Annotated in this window: 16 protein-coding genes; 10 read left to right on the top strand and 6 right to left on the bottom strand. The window is 38.7% G+C overall.

What is annotated here, in order from left to right; translation table 11 throughout:
- Nucleotides 1-52: 52 nt before the first annotated feature.
- Nucleotides 53-2,194, top strand: coding sequence for a phosphate acetyltransferase (gene pta, locus AC1M9H_RS09050; protein WP_481613231.1), 2,142 nt, complete (start codon nucleotides 53-55; stop codon nucleotides 2,192-2,194).
- A 184-nt stretch (nucleotides 2,195-2,378) separates the two neighbouring features.
- On the opposite strand, the gene AC1M9H_RS09045 is transcribed toward pta, so the two are convergent.
- Nucleotides 2,379-3,209 (bottom strand): alpha/beta fold hydrolase, encoded by an 831-nt coding sequence (locus AC1M9H_RS09045; RefSeq protein WP_481597600.1) that lies wholly within the window; start codon nucleotides 3,207-3,209, stop codon nucleotides 2,379-2,381.
- Between the two features lie 239 nt (nucleotides 3,210-3,448).
- Nucleotides 3,449-4,444, bottom strand: a complete 996-nt coding sequence (locus AC1M9H_RS09040) for an AraC family transcriptional regulator (RefSeq protein ID WP_481613230.1) — start codon at nucleotides 4,442-4,444, stop codon at nucleotides 3,449-3,451.
- A 409-nt stretch (nucleotides 4,445-4,853) separates the two neighbouring features.
- On the opposite strand from AC1M9H_RS09040, the gene AC1M9H_RS09035 reads away from it, so the two are divergent.
- The gene (locus AC1M9H_RS09035) at nucleotides 4,854-6,380 is read left to right on the top strand and encodes a fumarate hydratase (protein ID WP_035265279.1); all 1,527 of its coding nucleotides are present in this window, start codon (nucleotides 4,854-4,856) and stop codon (nucleotides 6,378-6,380) included.
- A 71-nt stretch (nucleotides 6,381-6,451) separates the two neighbouring features.
- Nucleotides 6,452-6,994: a DUF2059 domain-containing protein gene (locus AC1M9H_RS09030; protein ID WP_481613229.1), complete on the top strand. Its 543-nt coding sequence runs from the start codon at nucleotides 6,452-6,454 to the stop codon at nucleotides 6,992-6,994.
- 27 nt (nucleotides 6,995-7,021) lie between these two features.
- On the opposite strand, the gene AC1M9H_RS09025 is transcribed toward AC1M9H_RS09030, so the two are convergent.
- The 4 genes from AC1M9H_RS09025 to tig all read right to left on the bottom strand — a co-directional run bounded on the left by AC1M9H_RS09025 (nucleotide 7,022) and on the right by tig (nucleotide 11,392).
- Nucleotides 7,022-7,774: a DUF2846 domain-containing protein gene (locus tag AC1M9H_RS09025; RefSeq protein ID WP_035265274.1), complete on the bottom strand. Its 753-nt coding sequence runs from the start codon at nucleotides 7,772-7,774 to the stop codon at nucleotides 7,022-7,024.
- Nucleotides 7,775-7,912: 138 nt separating this feature from the next.
- The gene (gene clpX / locus AC1M9H_RS09020; RefSeq protein WP_035265272.1) at nucleotides 7,913-9,223 is read right to left on the bottom strand and encodes an ATP-dependent protease ATP-binding subunit ClpX; all 1,311 of its coding nucleotides are present in this window, start codon (nucleotides 9,221-9,223) and stop codon (nucleotides 7,913-7,915) included.
- Nucleotides 9,224-9,256: 33 nt separating this feature from the next.
- Nucleotides 9,257-9,868: an ATP-dependent Clp endopeptidase proteolytic subunit ClpP gene (gene clpP, locus AC1M9H_RS09015; RefSeq protein WP_035265270.1), complete on the bottom strand. Its 612-nt coding sequence runs from the start codon at nucleotides 9,866-9,868 to the stop codon at nucleotides 9,257-9,259.
- 192 nt (nucleotides 9,869-10,060) lie between these two features.
- A complete protein-coding gene (tig, locus tag AC1M9H_RS09010) occupies nucleotides 10,061-11,392 on the bottom strand; it encodes a trigger factor (protein WP_481613228.1) in 1,332 nt (443 codons plus the stop codon).
- A 266-nt stretch (nucleotides 11,393-11,658) separates the two neighbouring features.
- Here tig and AC1M9H_RS09005 point away from each other — a divergent pair, with 266 nt between their 5' ends.
- The 7 genes from AC1M9H_RS09005 to AC1M9H_RS08975 all read left to right on the top strand — a co-directional run bounded on the left by AC1M9H_RS09005 (nucleotide 11,659) and on the right by AC1M9H_RS08975 (nucleotide 21,684).
- Nucleotides 11,659-13,917 carry a TonB-dependent receptor domain-containing protein gene (locus tag AC1M9H_RS09005; protein WP_481613227.1) on the top strand — a complete coding sequence of 753 codons (2,259 nt, stop codon included), beginning with the start codon at nucleotides 11,659-11,661 and terminating at the stop codon, nucleotides 13,915-13,917.
- Between the two features lie 273 nt (nucleotides 13,918-14,190).
- Nucleotides 14,191-16,479: a TonB-dependent receptor gene (locus AC1M9H_RS09000; RefSeq protein WP_481613226.1), complete on the top strand. Its 2,289-nt coding sequence runs from the start codon at nucleotides 14,191-14,193 to the stop codon at nucleotides 16,477-16,479.
- A gap of 64 nt (nucleotides 16,480-16,543) precedes the next feature.
- A complete protein-coding gene (locus AC1M9H_RS08995) occupies nucleotides 16,544-17,227 on the top strand; it encodes a Fe2+-dependent dioxygenase (protein WP_092766780.1) in 684 nt (227 codons plus the stop codon).
- A 317-nt stretch (nucleotides 17,228-17,544) separates the two neighbouring features.
- Entirely contained in the window at nucleotides 17,545-19,242 is a 1,698-nt protein-coding gene (gene leuA, locus AC1M9H_RS08990; RefSeq protein WP_035265262.1) for a 2-isopropylmalate synthase, read from the top strand.
- Nucleotides 19,243-19,343: 101 nt separating this feature from the next.
- Complete coding sequence (metX, locus tag AC1M9H_RS08985) at nucleotides 19,344-20,504, top strand: homoserine O-succinyltransferase MetX (RefSeq protein ID WP_035265259.1); 1,161 nt, start codon at nucleotides 19,344-19,346, stop codon at nucleotides 20,502-20,504.
- On the top strand, nucleotides 20,504-21,097 hold the full coding sequence (gene metW / locus AC1M9H_RS08980) for a methionine biosynthesis protein MetW (RefSeq protein ID WP_035265257.1): 594 nt from the start codon (nucleotides 20,504-20,506) through the stop codon (nucleotides 21,095-21,097). The genes metX and metW overlap by 1 nt, the downstream gene beginning before the upstream one ends.
- Complete coding sequence (locus AC1M9H_RS08975) at nucleotides 21,094-21,684, top strand: tetratricopeptide repeat protein (protein WP_481597594.1); 591 nt, start codon at nucleotides 21,094-21,096, stop codon at nucleotides 21,682-21,684. Before metW ends, AC1M9H_RS08975 begins: the two co-directional genes overlap by 4 nt.
- The last annotated feature ends 24 nt before the right edge of the window (nucleotides 21,685-21,708 follow it).

Genomic DNA, 21,708 nt, shown 5'->3' with positions numbered 1-21,708 from the left:
TCGCCCACGCAGACATATTTATTTTTTATTTTTAGATATAGATTTTGATGATATGAAAACAATTGTACTTGTTCCAACTGGTGAAGGTGTAGGTCTGACATCAGCGTGTTTAGGCTTAATTTATGCACTTGAGTGTCAAGGTGTAAAAGCTGGTTTTGTGAAGCCATTTTCACAAGAAGTACATGCTGAAAATTTCGATCGCACCACAGCGTTATTCCGCCATGTTTCTCAGAACGAAACAGTTGAACCAATCTCATATCAAAATGTAGTTCAGCAATTAAATGCTGGTGAAAGTGATGAGTTATTAGAAGAAGCTGTTCGTCTACATCGTCAAATTGCTAAAAAACATGATCTTATTATTGTGGAAGGGTTAGTTCCAAACAGTCGTGATAGTTTTGCATCTGAACTGAATGCTCAACTTGCTCAAGCACTAGATGCGAAAGTCATCATTGTGAGCAATGCTGATATCAAACAACCAGCCTATACAGCAGAAAAAGTAGAAACCCAATTACGTAATTTTGGTGGAGCAAACAGCAACCGAACAGCTGGTGTGCTGTTCATGCGAACCAAAGGTCTGTCCGAGGAGTCTGCACAGATTCCAGTGACCATTGATCCAAGTCTGCGTCTGACACAAGAGACTCAACAATTTGTTGGGGAAATTCAAAAAACACATCCACTGATTGGTTCCGAACAACTTCCTGTTATTGCATTAGTACCATTTAGTAATACTTTAAGTGTGCCGCGAATGTCTGATATCGCGCAACATATTCAAGCAGAATGGATTAACTTAGGTGAGGCTGCACAACGACGTGTTCTGCATAGTAGCCTGATCGCTTCAAATATCGAGCGCGAACTGCACAAATTCACGGCAGGCGAACTGATTATTAGCGCATCAGATCGTATTGATGTCTTACTTGCAAGTAGTTTAGCAAGCAGCAATGGTATCCCTCTTGCTGGTTTAGTATTGACTGAACATTATGCACCTAATCAACAAGTACTGGCTTTCTGCCAAGCAGCAATAAAACAGGGCTTACCTATTTTACACACACCATTGAGTACCTTTGAAACGGCAACCCAACTGGCTAATTTAAGCAATGAAATTCCTGTAGATGATACAGCTCGCGCTGAACAAGTCACTCGATTTGTATCTAGCCATATTGATGCGGATTGGGTAACGCAGTTGCTGAATGGCTCATACCAACCACGACTTTCTCCATCTGCATTCCGTCATGAGTTGGTACAAAAATCAATTGCAGCGAAGAAAAGAATTGTTCTTCCTGAAGGTGATGAACCTCGTACGATTCAAGCAGCCGCGATCTGCCAATCACGTGGTATTGCTCACTGTATCTTACTGGCAAAACCAGAAGCAGTTTTAGATGTAGCCAAAGCTCGAGGGATTGAATTACCTGATGATTTAGAAATCATTGATCCAGACCTCATTCGCGACAACTATATTGCGCCAATGGTAGAGTTGCGTAAAGGCAAGTTAAATGAACTGCAAGCGAAAGAACAGTTACAAGATACAGTGGTTCTTGGAACGATGATGTTAGCACTAGATCAAGTGGATGGATTAGTTTCAGGTGCAGTTCATACCACAGCCAATACAGTTCGCCCTGCATTTCAGTTGATTAAAACGGCACCTGATTACTCTTTAGTTTCGTCTGTTTTCTTTATGTTATTACCAGATGAAGTGTATGTTTATGGTGACTGTGCAATCAATCCAGATCCTAATGCAGAGCAACTTGCTGAAATCGCGATTCAATCTGCCGATTCAGCCAAAGCGTTTGGTATTGATCCACGTATTGCCATGATTTCATATTCAACTGGTACATCTGGCACAGGTGCTGATGTTGAAAAAGTTGCTGAAGCAACACGCATCGCAAAAGAACGTCGTCCAGATTTATTGATCGATGGCCCCCTTCAATATGATGCTGCATCTGTCGAAAGTGTGGGACGTTCTAAGGCTCCTGACTCTCAAGTGGCTGGACGTGCCAATGTCTTTATTTTCCCAGATCTTAATACAGGTAATACCACTTATAAAGCTGTTCAGCGCTCTGCCAATGTGGTGAGTGTTGGACCAATGTTGCAAGGTTTGAATAAGCCAGTCAATGACTTATCTCGAGGTGCTTTGGTTGATGACATTGTATTCACTATTGCACTCACTGCTATTCAAGCAGATCAGCAAAGTCAATAATTTATTTAACAGAGGGGCAACCATTATGGCAAGAGCTAGGGTTTTTTTTGACTAAGTTTTTTAAAAATATTCAGGTCAATTAATAAATCTGAGGTGTTATGCCTATGGATCATTTTGTTTATTGAAATCGTATTCAAAAAACAAGAACTCTGATGAGTTCTTGTTTTTTTTATAATAATTAAAATTAATTCTGAATAAATTCAAGAAGGTCAGGATTAATCACGTCAGGATTAATAGTGAGCATCCCATGTGAATAACCTGGATAAATCTTTAAAGTTCCATTTTGTACCAATTCAGCCGATAACTTTCCTGAAATATCAAGAGGAACAATTTGGTCATCATCACCATGTAAAACTAATACTGGCACTGAAATTTTCTTAAGGTCTTCTCTAAAATCAGTTTGGGAGAAAGCCACAATCCCATCATAGTGTGCTTTAGCAGAACCCATCATCCCTTGTCTCCACCAATTTTGAATCACTGGTTCAGACGGCTTCGCATTCGGACGATTAAAGCCATAAAATGGACCTTCAGGTACAGCACGATAGAATTCAGCTCGATTTTTAAATAACTGAGCCTGCATATCATCAAAAACAGCTTTCGGCAATCCATTTGGATTATCTTCAGTTTTCACCATATAAGGTGGTACAGAGCTCACAAGAACAGCTTTAGAGACACGTTCCTCACCATATCTTGCTATATAGTGTGCAACCTCTCCACCGCCTGTTGAATGACCAATATGAATCGCCTTTTTAATGCCCAAATGCTCTACAACAGCCGCAACATCATCAGCATAATGATCCATATCATGACCTTCAGACACTTGAGAAGATCGTCCATGACCACGGCGGTCATGCGCCACTACACGGTAACCTTTGTCTAAAAAGTAAAGTATTTGCGCATCCCAATCATCTGAACTTAAAGGCCACCCATGATGAAAAAAAAGAACCTCACCGTCACGTGATCCCCAATCTTTATAAAAAATTTCAACACCGTCTTTAGTCTTTACATAACTCATTTTCAACTCCTTAAATTGGTTGAATAATAATTGAATATGAAATCAAATTAATTCTTAAGCAATTGAATATTTTTTAAAATTTAATTCGATTTATTAGGATTAGAACTTCATTAAAAACTTAAATGTGTTAAAAACCAAGTAACCATTTAGAGTGTTAAAACTGTTCTACCTCAGATTAAAGTAACGGATTTGGCATAAGTTTAATTGACTCAGATGATATAGTTTAAGTATCAATTGAATCATTTTCTGGAGATTTTTCTTTTTCGGTATTGCAAAGGTGTCTCACCCGTCCAACGTTTAAATGCTCGTGAAAAAACAGAACTCTCTGAGAAACCGAGAACGCTGACAATATGGCACATGGAAATCTCTTTGGATGCTAATAATTGCTTTGCAGTCCGAATACGATAATGAGTTAGAATTTTCTCAAAAGAAGTGTCAATATCGTTTAAAGATGCACGCAAGGTGTTGACCTTCATATTTAACTTGTCTGCCACATGCTTTAATTGAACATTGCCTGATTCGAGTAAAACTTCAGCTAGAATTTGTTCTATATCAGAAATAAGTTCATATTTTTCAACCTGTCTCATCTGACGTTTTGCATAAGTTTCATGGATGGCAAATAATTCAGGCTCATACCAGTCAAATTTTAAATTCAACAACGCTGCATCAAATATAATTTTCCCATCTGGACAGCCCAACTCAACTTCACATCCCCATACGCGCTTGTATTCTATTAATGTCGCACCATATTCATAGGGTAAATAAATTTTAATTGGGCGGAATTGATCATCTGTAATGAATTTCAAAAACTTTAAAATCACACTGATCACAATCTCTAAATAGTGCCGAACAGGATGATTAAACCCTTGAATTCCAGCAACATGCTCATCTGTGAACAGGCTAAAATGAAAAGCTGAGGAAAGTAATTTTTGGTAATTTAAAGCTTTCTCTAGTCCAACTTTAAATCCCGAACTACTCAAAAACAGATACTCAATCACTGAGCCTCTAATTACAGGAAAATGCTCTCCTACATGTAAACCAATATCTCTGTCATTAGAAACTTTTTGCGCTGTATTCCAAAATCGGTACTGACATGAATTATCTCTGCGAACTGTCTTATCAGGCAACTGTGCGGGCAATCTTACATCTTCTAAAATTTGCTCTACATTTAATCCCATCTGTTGCATTGTGATATAGGCATAACTCAGAAAGACTCCAGCGTCACTTGACTTCATATTTAATTAACTTCTAGATTTTATGAAATATATAAATAATATTGATTTTTAATTATATAAATATTTACTTAATACTTTCTATTGAAAATCTTAACAAAATTTAATTTCATAAAGTCAATGTATTAGAATTATTGATGACTAAAATAGTGAAATTTCACCCATTTAATCTAAAAATATTATGAGATAAATTTGAAAAAAATTATTGTTACGTATAAAAAAGCTTAAACAACTTATTACGTAAACGTATTTCCATCTAAAAAATTAATTAGCAAATACTAATTTTAACTTTTCTATGAATGAATCTGCTCTCTTAAACTTTCGCCCAATTCCTCAGCAAAAAAGCCACAATTGAATCATTTTGTCTTATAATTTAGCCCGCTAGCTATCAGCCCGCTCAAGAGATATTTGTATGACAACTATTATCAAGCAAGACGACTTGATCACATCCGTTAAAGATGCGCTTCAGTTCATTTCTTACTATCATCCACAAGACTTCATCCAAGCAATGAGTCGTGCGTATGACCGTGAAGAAAACAAAGCTGCCAAAGATGCGATCGCACAAATCTTAATCAATTCACGTATGTGTGCCGAAGGTCACCGTCCGATCTGTCAAGATACTGGTATCGTCAACGTATTCGTTGAAGTGGGCATGGACGTTAAATTTGATTTAACAATGAGCTTAGACGACGCGATTAATGAAGGTGTTCGCCAAGGTTACTTAGAAAACTCTAACGTACTTCGCGCATCTGTACTTGCTGATCCTGCTTTTGGCCGTAAGAATACGAAGGACAACACCCCTGCTGTGATCTACCATAAACTTGTTCCAGGTAACAAAGTAGATATCACTGTTGCAGCAAAAGGTGGTGGTTCAGAAAATAAATCTAAACTTGCTATGTTAAACCCATCCGATTCAATCGTGGACTGGGTACTGAAAACTGTACCAACCATGGGTGCAGGCTGGTGTCCTCCTGGTATGCTTGGTATTGGTATCGGTGGTACTGCTGAGAAAGCCATGATGCTTGCAAAAGAAGCATTGATGGAAGAGATCAACATGGACGAACTACTTCGTCGAGGTCCGCAAAATAAACTTGAAGAACTTCGTATCGAAATCTTCGAGAAAGTAAATGCTTTAGGTATCGGTGCACAAGGTCTTGGTGGCTTAACGACTGTTCTAGACATCAAAATTAAAGACTACCCTTGTCACGCTGCGGGCAAACCAGTGGGTATGATTCCGAACTGTGCTGCGACTCGTCACGCACACTTCACACTAGACGGTACAGGTGTTGCGAATATTATTGCACCTAAACTTGAAGACTATCCTGAAGTCACTTGGGACTCATCTTCTTCTAAACGTGTTGACTTAGATAACATCACACAAGAAGAAATGAACTCTTGGAAACCAGGTGATACGCTTCTTCTTAACGGCACAATCTATACAGGTCGTGACGCTGCGCACAAACGTATGGTTGATATGTTAAACAACGGTGAAGAGCTTCCTGTAGACCTTAAAGGTAAGTTCATTTACTACGTTGGTCCTGTTGATCCAGTGGGTGACGAAGTTGTAGGTCCTGCAGGTCCAACAACTGCAACACGTATGGATAAGTTCACACGTCAAGTTTTAGAAGCAACTGGTCTTTTCGGTATGATCGGTAAAGCGGACCGCGGTCCTGCTGCGATTGAAGCTATCAAAGACAATAAAGCAACTTACCTCATGGCTGTAGGCGGTGCTGCATATCTCGTATCTAAAGCAATTCGTGAAGCGGAAGTTGTCGCTTTTGAAGATTTAGGTATGGAAGCAATCTATAAGTTCGTGGTTAAAGATATGCCTGTATCTGTTGCAGTAGACGTTAACGGAACATCAGTTCACGCAACTGCACCAAAAATTTGGCAGGCTAAAATTGGTAAAATTCCAGTTGTAGATGCAGCTGCACAATAAATAATATTCGACTTGTCTCAAGTTCAAAAAGCACTCTATCATTAGGGTGCTTTTTTATACCGAGAATACTCATGAAAATTTTAAGAACATTATTTTTGAGCGGATGCATGGTCTGCTCACCTGCGGTTATGGCAGCTCAAGCGACTGATCAACAAATCGAAAAACTCATACAAGTATTGAATTTAGATCAGCTCTTACAAAGTACACTTAAACAAATCCGACCTCAAATTGATCAACAGGCCTATAGCATTGTTAAAAATATTGTTAAGGCCGAAAAATTAACACCACAACAACAAGTTATTGCCAATGAGCTGGCTGATAAAATTCACCAAGAAAATATTAAGCAAACTTCTTGGGAAAAACTTAAACCGATCTATCTCAAAATTTATAAAGATGTCTATGATGCCCAAGAAGTTCAAGCCCAGATCGACTTTTATTCCTCTCCAACAGGTCAATCCATTTTAAATAAAGGTCCACTTGTTGCTCAAGAATCCATGAAAATCCTGAATCAACAACTTGCAGGCTCTTTACAATCTACAGAAAAGAATTTTGCTGAAGTCCAAAAGAAATTAGAACAACTACAAAAACAAAGTATTCATACTGACTCGAAATAAGCTAAAAACCATTCTGCTGAATCAGAGTTACCATGTGCGTGGATCATATATCTTAAAAGGTTCTGTTAAGCGCACATCATCACTGGCTTTATATTCTTTATTTTTAATTTTTTCTTTTGATTTTTGCAATGTTCCGTTCGGTTGAATAACGGCAACATAGTTAAGCCCAGGCGTTTTCAACTGAGTCATGCCAATTTCTCTTAATGCCTGTTTTGTTGGCATTTGCATCAATGGTCCAACTCTGAGGAGATCTTCACTACCATTTGGTCCACCTCGAAACTGTTCTTCTTCATATTTTAAGAAATACTGCTGCCCCGCTTTAACACTAAAACTTGCAACCAAAGGTTTTTGAAAATGCATCACAGTTAAAGGTCGACTGATACTAAGTTGATAATCCCCTTCAGCCAGCTCTATCCAATAATAATGATTGCTGATTAAACTCGGAATGCGCTTACCATTTAGAAAAAAACTCGGTGCAATAATTTCCTGACGATTCCACTTACTATCAGGACGGTACAGATACAACACTGCGGCTTGCTGATGTTGAGGTTTTACACGGCTGAAAAACTGTCCTGGTTTTTGATTTACCCATGAGCCCAGATCAAATCCTGCAACTTTATATTGAGCTAGCTTCTGAGATACAAAAGTTTTTTTCTCACTAAAATCTACCGGTTTTAACGTTGAAACCACATGAGTTTGATTATTTTCGTTAAGCCCTTTATGTGTCTGACATGCCACAAGAAACAGACTCAAAGCACACACTGCTACGGTTGATCGCATGATTATCCCTCATCACGAATACTTTTTATTCTATGTCATATTTTTGTTATCGTTAGATTATCATCTCAATCCGAGATTAAAAACAAAAAACGCGCAAAAAGTGGGACTTTTTACGCGTTTCAGATGAATTACAATCAATTAAGCAGATTTAGTATCTAAAATCTTTAAATCGACCTTTTCTTCAACTTGTTGTTCTTGTTTAGGTTGGCGCTCAGTTCGATATTCTGGTTCAGCATTTTCATTGATCACAGCTTCATTGATCACAACAGTACCAATATCAGAGCGACTTGGTAAATCGTACATCGTATCGAGTAAGACGTTTTCAAGAATTGAACGTAAACCACGTGCACCTGTATTACGCTCAAGTGCTTTTTTCGCAACAGCTCGCAATGCTGAATCTTCAAATAATAGATCAACATCTTCCATTTCGAACAAGTATTGATACTGACGCGTTAATGCATTTTTTGGTTCAGTCAAAATTTGCATTAATGCTTCTTCGTCCAATTCTTCGAGCGTTGCAATCACTGGCAGACGACCAATGAATTCAGGGATTAAACCAAATTTCACAAGATCGGCAGCTTCTACCTGACTAAATAATTCAGATAACTTCTTAGAGTCATCTTTAGTCTTCACGTCAGCAGTGAAACCAATTCCACCTTTTTCTTGACGCTGTTGCACGACACGCTCCAAACCAGAGAATGCACCACCGCAGATGAACAGGATATTAGACGTATCAATTTGAATGAACTCTTGCTGTGGATGCTTACGACCACCTTGAGGTGGAATTGAAGCTACCGTGCCTTCGATCATTTTTAAAAGCGCTTGTTGAACACCTTCACCTGAAACATCACGTGTTATTGAAGGATTTTCAGACTTACGGGTAATCTTATCGATCTCGTCGATATAAATGATACCCTTCTGTGCTTTCTCAACATCGTAATCTGCTTTTTGTAGCAATTTTTGAACGATATTCTCAACATCTTCACCAACATAACCAGCTTCAGTTAATGTCGTTGCATCAGCCATCGCAAATGGCACATCTAATAAGCGCGCTAAAGTTTGCGCCAACAAAGTCTTACCCGAACCTGTTGGTCCTATGAGTAAGATATTGCTTTTAGCAAGTTCTACACGATCTTCTGACTTTGCAGTTGATTGAGTCACTTTAAGACGTTTATAGTGGTTATATACCGCAACAGAGAGCGTTTTTTTCGCAGTGTCTTGACCAATCACATATTGATCTAAAGCTGCACGAATTTCATGCGGCTTAGGTAATGGACGAGTTGCCCATTCACCAGTTTCGACTTGCTGGCTCGTCTGAACTAAATCTAAGCATACATCTACACATTCATTACAAATGTAAGCGTCCTCGCCTGCAATGAGTTTACCCACTTCAGACTGCGTTTTACCGCAAAATGAACAATGCTTTTGTCCTTGAGGATTTTCAGACATCTTCACTCCAAATAAATTTCTATGCTTTACAGCTTAAAGTTGCGGACGTTTCGTTAAAACTTCATCGACCAAACCATATTCTTTTGCAGCTTGAGCGGTCATAAAGTTATCACGGTCTGTATCACGTGCAACAGTTTCATAATCTTGGCCACTGTGTTCAGCCATTAGACGGTTCAAACGCTCTTTAATAAATAGAATTTCACGTGCATGAATTTCAATATCTGAAGCTTGACCACGGAAACCACCCAATGGTTGGTGAATCATAACACGAGCGTTTTCTAAGCAGTAACGTTTACCCTTAGCACCAGCATTCAATAAAAAAGCGCCCATTGAGGCTGCTTGGCCCATACAATATGTCACGACATCTGGTTTGATGAATTGCATCGTATCGTAAATGGCCATACCCGCAGTCACTGAACCACCAGGTGAGTTAATGTACAAATGAATATCTTTTTCTGGGTTCTCAGCTTCTAAGAACAACATTTGCGCAACGATTAAGTTCGCCATATTGTCTTCAACTTCACCCGTTAAGAAAATTACACGTTCGCGCAAAAGACGCGAGAAAATATCAAAAGAACGCTCACCACGAGATGATTGCTCTACGACAACTGGAACCAAAGCATTATCAATTGTTGGAACATACATACGTTATTTATTCCTGAATTTTTTGTCACTCAATACATTTTCACAATATGAGGGATAATTGTCGAAAATGCAAAATATTCACCATTAAATATCAGATATTTTTTAATTAGGCTTTGTGAATACAGGACAAGTTGATCCATATTTTTTACAAGAAAAAAGGCGCGTTAAGCGCCTCTTCCTTCGGATAACCGATTAGCCTTGTTGACGAGCTTGTTGTTCTTTCAACAATTCTTCATAGCTAACAGCTTTATCAGTTACTTTAGCAGACGCTAAGATGTGATCTACAACTTGGTCTTCTAAAACAACAGCTTCGATTTGTGCACGTTGTTGCTTTTCATTTTTGAAGTATTCAATAACTTCTGTAGGATCTTCATAAGAAGTCGCCATATCTTCGATATAAGCTTCTACACGTGCTTGATCAACTTCGATTTTTGCTTCAGCAAGAATACTGCTCACCAAAACACCTAATTTTACTGATTTTTCAGCTTGCTCTTTGAATAATTCATCTGGAAGCATGCTTGAATCAAATGCTTTAGCGCCTTGAGCACCAAACTGTTGAGTAAACTGTTGGATCATTTGTTGACGTTGACGGTCAATTTCTTGAGACAACATAGACGCAGGTACTTCGATTTCATTTGCAGCTACAAGCGCATCAAAAGTTGCACCTTTCACTTGATTGCGAAGACCGTTTTTCACTTCACGTTCCATATTTTTGCGAACGTCAGCTTTTAACTTCTCAACACCTTCTTCTTCAGTTAAACCAAAGATTTTTAGGAATTCAGCATCTACGTCAGGAAGCTTTTGTTTTTCAACAAGCTTGACTGTGATTTTGAATTGAGCTGATTTACCTGCAAGGTTTTCTGCTTGGTAATCTTCAGGGAAAGTTACATCAATTACTTTCTCTTCGCCTTTCTTCATACCAACGATACCGTCTTCGAAGCCAGGGATCATACGACCAGAACCTAATACAAGTTTGAAGTCTTCAGCAGAACCACCTTCAAATTTTTCGCCGTCAATAGAACCTTCGAAATCAAAAGTAACTTGCATGTCTTTTTTAGCCATGCCTTTTGTTTCAGTCCAAGTCGCGCGTTGCTTTTGAAGATTTTCGATCATTTGATCTACATCTTTATCATTTACTTCAGTAGATTTACGTTCAACTTCTAAACCGTCAAACTTAACTGAAACTTCTGGGTAAACTTCAACAGTTGCTTCATAAACTAAAGCATCTTCTTTGTTTTCAACTTTTTCAATGTTAGGCATGCCTACAGCATTGATTTTCTCTTGTTGAATTGCTTCGAATACTGTGTCACGAATAACATCATTTACCACTTCTTGGTAAATGCTCGCGCCGTATTCACGACGAACAACATTTAAAGGCACTTTACCTGGACGGAAGCCGTTGATCTTAACTGTTTTAGCAGTACGTTTTAAACGAGCTTCGAATTGCTCATTAACACGGCTCGTCGGTACAGATACATTTAAACGACGGGCTACGCCCGAAACCGCTTCAGAAGTTACTTGCATGGCTTCCTCGATATAGAAATAGTAATTGCAATTTTTAAAGTGCCACATTATATGACAACAATCAAAGATATACAAAATACCTTTTTCAAACCATCTTTTTTATAAAGCTGAGAATATTTTTTTTGCTCACAAGGTTTGACCATATTCAATTCATTTTTCTTAATTATTGTTTGTTTTTTATTGCAAATGATAAAGTTTATCATTAATATTTGCATCAAATTTGATCATGCCCTCAAGCATCACTCATACCAGCGGAAGAACATAATATGAGTAAGTTTAAGCTTCAACCTCTTACAGTTGCATTATTCGCTTTGTCTAGCGGTGTAACATTTGCAAATACCACAAATGAAAATAGTGCTCATCAACTTTCTACAATTGTAGTTTCTGCAGCTGGTTACGAACAGAAAATCAAAGATGCTCCTGCATCAATTACAGTTTTAACAAGCGAAGATTTCAAAACCAAACGTGTAACCTCTCTTGCTGATGCACTTAAAGGAGTTGAAGGTGTTGATATTAGTCCAGCAGCTGGTAAAACAGGTACACTTAATATCCGTATGCGTGGTATGCCAGCAGAATACACCTTAGTGTTAATTGATGGAAAACGGCAAAACTCTGTAGGTAGCATCACCCCTAATGGCTTCGGCGAATCAAATAATAATTTTATTCCACCAATTTCTGCAATTGAACGAATAGAAGTTATTCGTGGTCCAATGTCAACCCTTTATGGTTCAGATGCTATGGGTGGGGTAATTAATATTATCACCAAAAAAGTCTCAGATGTATGGACAGGATCATTAACACTTAATGGTACCATTCTCCCGAATAGTTCTGACTTTGGGAATCAATATTCAGCTGAAGTGTTTGCTTCTGGCCCTATAATTAAAGATTTAGTTGGCGTGCAATTACGTGGCCGTAAAGCCGAGCGTCAACAATCTTATCTGAGTGATCCAAATGGTGCTTTAACACAAGGTAATAGCCCGACTAAGTCTGACATTGAAACTTTAGGTGCACGTATTACTTTAACACCACATGCTGACCATACAATTGCATTAGATGTTGAAAATACACAACAATGGTTCGATAACAGCCGCGGTCAATTAGGTACTTACCTTGATAACTCTGGTAAACCATTAGCCCCATCAGCAACACAGGGTTATGGCCCAAGCCAAGAATATGAACGTACTAAAGGATATATCTCACATGAATGGGATGCCGACTTTGGTAAGTTTGAGAGCAGCATTTCACATGTTGAAACTGAAACTATTGGTCGTCTAATCCCTGCAGGCATGTTAAGTGCTGCTGAAAAAAATAATTTCAATGATCGCAAACTAACAAGTGAAGACACCTATTTCGATACTAAATTTAGCACCCAAAAATTTGAAAATCATAGCTTAACCGTTGGTGCTCAGTGGTGGGAATCAAGCGTTAAGGATGGCATCCGCCGTGCCAACCCTGAACTGTCTTTTGACCAATATGGCTTATTTATTGAAGATACTTGGAGCATCTTACCAAACTTAAACTTAACTTTAGGGGGGCGTTTTGACGACCACAGCAGCTTTGGTGATTTCTTCACACCACGTGCATATGTCGTATGGAATGTGAATGAACAATGGACTGCAAAAGGTGGATATTCTGAAGGCTATAAAGTGCCACGTTTAGAGCAATTAACTCAAGGTCTATCAAACGTTGCGAGCCAAGGTCGTGCACCGGTATTAGGTAGCGCTAACTTAGAGCCTGAAACAAGTGAAAACTACGAACTTGGTGTTTATTTCGATAACCAAGCTGGCTTTAATGCCAACTTAACATTCTTCCAAAACAAGACTAAAGATAAAATCACAACAGTTGGTGCTGGTTACTCTTTAGTACATATTCAGGATAAAGATATTGCTGATTTAGTTGCGAAAGGTACTTATGTGCCTGGGGTGAGTTATAACGGTCGTCCAATTGAATTCGATTGTTCTGGTGCAGTAGATGCATGTAATGCCAAGTTTGCAGAATGGGGCATAGATTGGAATACCGCATCAAATCGTAACTTAACCCTTGCTCGCCCTTATAATGCGGATGAAGCAGAATCTCATGGTATTGAAGTAGGTGCAGGTTATCAGTTAAATGACCAGTGGAAGTTATCGGCGAACTATACATGGACTAAAGGTGAACTTACCGATGCTTTGGGTAATACAACCGATGACATAGATAATGCAGAACATGTGGCAAACCTTTTAGTTAACTATGTGCCTGCTGATAACATGAGCTTATGGTTGCGTGGTGAATATCGTAGTAGCCAATTACGTGAAGAAGGCAATGTTAAAAATGCGTTAGGTGATTTCAAAGGTTACACCCAATGGCACCTTGGTACAAACTATACTGTGAATGATAATATAGATGTCGGCGTTGCTATCTACAACATTTTTGATAAAGATTTTGTTGATCTTCAATATGTCACTTTAGATGATCAGTACTACAACCGTTATACCAACACTCAAGAAGGTCGTCGTGTACAATTAAGTACAACTTTTAAGTTCTAAGCAAAATTTTTTTAAAGACCCTGCGCTAGCAGGGTTTTTTATTTTATTAAAATAAAATTCCCTATTAAAAATAGCCATACAAAAATGTAGAAACTTTAATTTTTCCAATATTATTTAAATTCATTTACTTATACATAAAATATTACATTATTACATTTAAGCTTCCGTTATTTAGTTTAACTTAAATCGCAAATATCAATTTTAAGACCCGTTAAAGCTAAAAAAGAATCATTATTATTCTCAACCTGAAAACAAATTCATATCAGGTTAAACATGGCCTTTATCACGACACGTAAAAAAATCGTTTCATCTGCAATAGCAACGTCATTGGCTGTTATTTCAGGTCAAACTTTTGCACAAGAAGATACAGTGCATTTAGAAACAATTAAATCCGAGGCTCAATCAGAGCAGTCATTTAAAGTCGACAAATCCTCAAACGCTAAATACGTTGCTCCCTTACTCGATACCCCAAAATCAATCTCTGTTATTTCTCAAAAACAGATACAAGATACTCAAGTGACTACGCTTTCTGATGCTCTAAGAACTGTTCCAGGAATTACGCTTGGTGCGGGTGAAGGTGGCAACCCAAATGGTGACCGTCCATTTATCCGTGGTTATAACTCTGAAAGTTCAATGTACGTTGACGGTGTAAGAAACTCCACTTCTCAAAACCGTGAAATGTTTGCTGTTGAACAGGTTGAAGTCACCAAAGGCTCCGCCTCTACTTTAGGTGGTGGAGGTTCTACGGGTGGTAGTATTAACCTAATTTCCAAATTAGCCAAATCTGGAAATGCTTTCCAAGGCTCTGTTGCTGGCGGTACTGATGCTTATGCACGTATCACATTAGATGCAAATAAAGATTTTGAGAATGGTATTGCGACTCGTGTCGTGGCAATGGGTCACCAGAATGAAAAAGCGGGACAACATAACGGCGCTGAATATAAACGAGCTGGTATTGCGCCAAGTATTAGCTTTGGACTAGACACGCCTACTCGAGCAACTTTAGGTTATTACTTCTTAAAATCTGATGACACGCCAGATTCAGGTGTGCCTTATAACAACCCATTTGCCTCAAATAATGCAAATGCGAGCCTGAATGGAAATGGTAAACCTATAGATGTAAAACAAGGGATTTACTATGGATGGGCGGATCGTGATTTCCAAAAACAAGAAAATCAGATTGGTACAATTAAGTTAGAACACGATTTAACTGATCACTTCACAATTTCAAATATTGCGAGCTACTCAAAGTCTAAAAATAATTATTTGTGGACAAACCCTGACGATTCAAAAGGTAATATTTACCTAAATAATAGTGTCTTTGCGCGTGCCAACTCTCGAATCGCTGATACAGATACATTCACTGATCAATTATCACTTAGAGGTAAATTCAAGACAGGGGCTTTGCAACACAGCATTAACTTAGGTGCAGAATATTCTGATCAGGAAAATGAACGTACTCAGTACATTATTAATGGCTTAAATGCGACAGGTAATGCTTATGAAAAATGCCCCACATCTGCACCATCAGGTTGGTGTACATCTGTGAAAAATCCTGACCGTGGTGAATGGACAGGTTCGTTGAACACAAATGGTGCAGATCAATACAATACCAAAACAGAATCAACCTCGATCTTTTTCTTAGACAGCATTGAGTTCAACCCTCAATGGTTATTAGATTTAGGTATTCGTTGGGATCAGTTTGATACAGAACAAACCATGACTTATGGCGCATTAAATAGCGCAGTCACTGCTGAAAAGCCTACAGTAAATGCAGGCGACAAAGTTAAAACGAAAAGTAATACCGACTTCTTCTCGTATCAAGCAGGTCTAACATTTAAACCACAAGAAAATGGTTCAATTTACGCAAGCTTTGCAACATCAGCAAACCCTGTGGGTGTTGATGCAGGTGATGGCTCCGAAGGTATTGGTGCGAACTATAGTAATCTAGATCCTGAAGAAAGTCGTACATTTGAATTAGGTACAAAATGGGATCTGTTCAAAGACCGCCTCAACTTAACTGCTGCAATTTTTCGTACAGAAAAACAAAATGCTCGTATTCAATTAGACCCAACCACCTATGCAAATATTGGTGAAAATAAAGTAGATGGTTTTGAATTTGGCTTAAATGGACGCCTTACTGATCGTTGGGATATTAGCCTTGGATACACCTATTTAGATAGTGAATCAACTAAAAATGGTGTGAGCTGTCGTGGTACAACATGTACAGACCAAACTGTGTATAACGGCAATCAAATACCAAACGTACCAAAAAACAGCGCAACACTTTGGACAACCTATGCCTTAACACCTGATTTCACCATTGGTGCTGGTACATTTGCGATGGACAAAGTCTATGGTGATATAGCTAATACCAAATTTGTACCAGGCTATGTTCGTTATGACGCCATGGCTCGCTATCAAGTAAATTCAGATATTGATCTTCAATTGAACGTCAATAATCTCTCAGATACACGTTATTTCACGAAAGCTTATGCTTCGCATTATGCAACTGAAGCTGAAGGTCGAAATGCTGTATTGTCTTTAAATTTCAAGTTTTAATTTCATTTCAGCATAGCTCTATACAAGCTATGCTTTTCATCACCTAAAGCAGTGAGTGATCGTAGTGATTCATCATATTCCAAATATTCTAAGCCCCGAACAAGTTCGATATTTTCGTGAAGAAATGTCTAAAGTAGATTGGGTCAATGGAAAGGTAACAGCTGGAACACTCTCTGCAACAGTGAAACATAATCATCAACTTTCCAATGATCATCCCCTGACCAAACATCTAGGTGATATTATTTTAGAATCCCTAGGTCAACATCCTTTATTCTTATCAGCAGCAATTCCACTAGATATCATTCCCCCTCTGTTTAATCGCTATGAACAGCATCAATCATTCGGTTTTCATGTCGACAATTCGATTCGCAGAGTTCAAGGCTCACAAGAACGCTTGAGAACAGATTTATCTTGTACCTTATTCTTGAGTGATCCGCACGAATATGACGGCGGTGAATTAGTCATTGAAGATACTTATGGATATCACGAAGTCAAACTCCCTGCAGGAGATTTGATACTTTATCCATCTACTAGCTTACATGAGGTCACTTCTATCCAATCGGGTTGTCGCTTGGCATCATTTTTTTGGGTACAAAGTATGATTCGAGATGATTCAAATCGACATATGTTATTTACTTTAGATCAATCTATTCAGCAACTTCGTATGGCATTAGGAGATCAACATGAGCAAGTCATCAAACTCACGAGCCTCTATCACAATTTAATTCGAAAATGGGCAGAACTCTAATTTATTTTTCATTGTTAATTTTTATAATGAAAAATTTTATTAAAAAAAAATATATTGTGAAAAAAAATTTCACATTCATCATACTTTGATCTAAATCAGGGAATAATTCTCTTGAAGATCGCACTATAATAAAAGAAAGAATTTACAAGCACTGTGACGGTATAGCTAAGCTCTATATATTCAAAAGATTTTTAGAGAATTCAGCAAAATGATGCAGTAAGCCACTTGTAAATTGATAGAATAGACACAATCGATATAAATAGCGCAGTGCCTTTACACAAGACCCAAGCATGTTGTGCTATGAAAGGAGTTATCTCATGATGTTGGCTGATCCAAGCAAAAAATACCGTCGCATGTACCAACGTGTAGACTTACCTGACCGTCAATGGCCAAATAACGAAATTAATAAAGCGCCTATCTGGATGAGCACCGACCTTCGTGATGGTAACCAAGCTATTTTCGAACCAATGAACATCGAACAAAAATTCAAGATGTTCCAAATGTTGGTGAAAATTGGTTTCAAACATATTGAAATTGGCTTTCCATCTGCCTCACAGATTGATTTTGACTTTACCCGTAAATTAATCGAAGAAAATCATATTCCAGATGATGTCTATATCGAAGTATTAGTTCAAGCTCGTGATCACTTGATTCAACGTACATTTGAATCATTACAAGGTGCAAAACGTGCAATTGTGCATATCTATAATTCAAACTCACCAACATTCCGCCAAAAAGTATTGAATGTTGATGTAGCGGGTGCAAAAGCCTTAGCGGTGAATGCGGCTCAAAAAGTGAAAGAATATGCAGCGCAATACCCTGAAACTGAATGGGTGTTCCAATACTCTCCTGAATGCTTTACCGCAACTGAATTAGAAGTTGCAAAAGATGTCTGTGATGCAGTCACTGAAATTTGGGATGCTCGCCCAGATAATAAAGTTATCTTGAATCTACCCGCGACTGTTGAAGTTTCTGGGCCTCATGTTTACGCTGACCAAGTTGAATGGATGCATCGCAACTTACAACGCCGCGATGGTGTCATTATTTCTGTACACTGTCACAATGACCGTGGATGCGGTATTGCAGCATCCGAGTTAGCGATCATGGCTGGTGCTGATCGTGTGGAAGGTTGTGTATTTGGTAATGGTGAACGTACAGGTAACGTTGACGTTGCAGCGATTGCATTAAATATGTATACCCAAGGTGTCGCTCCAAATCTAGATTTTTCAAATATTAATGAAATCATTTCTACTATTGAAGAATGTACAGGTATACCCGTTCATCCACGTCATCCATATGCGGGTGATTTAGTATTTACTGCATTTTCTGGCTCACACCAAGATGCGATTAAAAAAGGCTTTGAGTTCCAGAAAAACGAAGAAATTTGGGACATGCCTTACTTACCAATTGATCCTAAAGATTTGGGACGTGATTATGACGCAGTCATTCGTGTCAATTCACAATCAGGTAAAGGTGGTATCGCATACTTGTTAGAGTCGAACTACAACGTCGTATTACCACGTCGCTTACAAATTGAGTTCTCGCAAGTCGTGCAACAGGTAGCTGACGAAGAAGGCGTAGAAGTTTCTGCTGAGCAAATTTGGAGTTTATTCCAAAGTACATATGTAAATCAGAAAGATAAACATTATGTCGCGAAAAACTATCGATTATCTGATGAAAATGGCAATCAAGTCATTGAATTAGATATTGAAGTCGGTGGTCAAGTTCAACATCTACGTGGTGAAGGCAACGGACCAATCTCTGCAATTTTAGATGCTTTACAGTTGCCAATCGATGTTGTGAACTATGAAGAACGTAGCATTGGTTCTGGTGCAAATGCTAAAGCGTTGGCACTAATTGAACTTCAAGTCAAAGGTACAGGTAAATCAGCATTCGGTGCTGGTGTACATGACAACATCGTGACTTCATCTATTGAAGGAATTATTGCATGTACAAATCGTTTAATTGATCAAGGTGTTTTGAGCACAGATCAAGTGATCGCTGCGGCAGTATAAATATTAGCAATAATATTTAGCACGAAAATGACTTTAGAAGGATACCCTCAAGTGGTATCCTTTTATTTATTCATACTTAAGATTTTAGGCGAATTTATCCTGTGTCTTTTCCAGCTGACTCAGTGGGCATTGTTGTTCCACAAAAGTTCCAATTTGAAGAACCACTCGCATTAGAATGTGGCCGCGTTTTACCACGTTTCGAATTGATGGTCGAAACTTATGGCACACTCAATGCAGATAAATCTAATGCAATTTTGATCTGCCATGCGCTTTCTGGTCATCATCATGCTGCTGGTTATCACCATGAAGATGATAAAAAAGCAGGTTGGTGGGATGCTTGTATTGGGCCAGGCAAAGCAATTGATACCAATACATTTTTTGTGGTGGCATTAAACAATATTGGTGGTTGTAACGGATCAACAGGACCAACCTCCCCAAATCCTGAAAATGAAAATCGTCCTTATGGTCCAGATTTTCCATTAGTGACCGTGCGCGATTGGGTTAAAACTCAAGCAATGCTGTCTGATCGTCTTGGTATCACTGTTTGGCACTCTATTATTGGTGGCTCTTTGGGAGGCATGCAGGCACTTCAGTGGTCTGTAGATTATCCTGACCGATTAAATAACTGTGTCATTATTGCCAGTGCGCCTAAACTTTCAGCGCAAAATATCGCATTTAATGAGGTCGCGCGCCAATCCATTTTGTCCGATCCTGATTTTCATCATGGTCGCTATTTAGAAAAAGATAGCTATCCTAAACGTGGTCTTATTCTAGCGCGGATGGTAGGTCACATTACTTACCTTTCTGAAGAAGCCATGAAACAAAAATTTGGTCGTGATTTAAAATCTGGCAAATTCATGTATGGTTTCGATGTTGAATTCCAAGTTGAAAGTTATCTTCGTTATCAAGGTGAACAATTTAGTCGTAACTTTGATGCGAATACCTACTTGATCATGACTAAAGCTTTGGATTACTTCGATCCTTCTCGTGAGTATGAACAATCTTTAGTTAAAGCAATGTCGAATACAAAATGTAAATTCCTTGTGATTTCATTTACTACGGATTGGAGATTCTCTCCTTCCCGATCTGTTGAGATTGTGGATGCATTGATTACCAATCATAAGCCTGTGAGCTATGTTGATATTGATGCAGAACAAGGTCATGACTCGTTCTTGTTCCCTATCCCTTTATATGTCAAAACTTTAAGGGCTTTCTTAGGTGGTGTAGACCATCTTGCTTCAACCCCTAAGGAGACCGTGTAATGCGTATCGATCAGAAGCTTGCAGAAAAATGGATTAAACCTGATTCAAGCGTTTTAGATCTTGGTTGTGGCGATGGTGAATTACTGGCTCATATGAGCAAAAAGCACAACATTCGTGCATACGGATTAGAAATCGATCAAGAAAAGATTGCAATTGCAGTCAGTCGAGGGTTAAATATCATCCAACAAGACTTGAACCTCGGTTTGGGACGCTTTGCAGACCAGTCATTTGACTATGTTGTCATGGCACAAGCTTTGCAAGCTGTAGATGCACCTGATGTGCTTTTGCGCGATATGGTGCGTGTTGGGAAACAAGCAATTATTACTTTTCCTAACTTTGCACACTGGAAAACACGCTCTTTCCTTGCTTTAAAAGGGAAAATGCCTGTTTCGGATGCCTTACCCTATATGTGGTATAACACTCCAAATATCCATCTGTGCACGTTTAAGGATTTCGAAGCACTTTGTGCTGAGAATCAAATTAAAATTATTGACCGTTTAGCCGTGAATGGGAATCAACAAGGGAGTTTGCTCAGCAAGCATATCCCGAACTTGTTTGGCGAGGTCGCGATTTATCGAGTGAGCGCTCTATGAAAAAGTTATTCTTAGGTACTTCATTATTTCTAGGGTTGTTGAGTTTCCAAGTTCATGCAGATTATGTACCTCAACAACCATCAACTTCTGCACTGGCTGCACAGTATTCACGTATGCCTGTATCTGAGCTGCAAAAAGCTGCTCGAGCAGGTCAACCGGCTGCCCAGTTTTATCTGGCAACACATTATCAACATGGTAAAGATGTTGCTAAAGACCTAAAACAAGCTTTCGTTTGGTATAAGGCAGCAGCCGATCAAGGTATTTCATCTGCTCAGCTGAATGTGGGTCGTATGTATGCTGATGGTATTGGTGTTACTAAAAATGAAACCTTAGCTCGCCAATACTTCGAAAAAGCAGCAAGTCATGGTGACAATCGTGCAAGCTTCAATTTAGCCGTTATGGAAGAGCAAAAGAAAAACTATATGGGTGCTTACCAATGGTATGAGCTTTCTACACGTGATGGCATGTTAGATAATAAAGTGATCAATATGTCTGAGACGAAAAAGACGGCTTTGGCTGCCAACCTGACACCAGAACAAATTCGTACTGCACGTGACCGTGCTGATCAATGGATTCAAAGCCGTTAATTACGCTTATAAGTTTGAAGAAAG

The sequence above is a fragment of the Acinetobacter sp. ANC_7512 genome (assembly GCF_056779935.1).
Note: the sequence above shows the minus strand (reverse complement) of the source record. Positions and strands in the feature narration are given on the sequence as shown.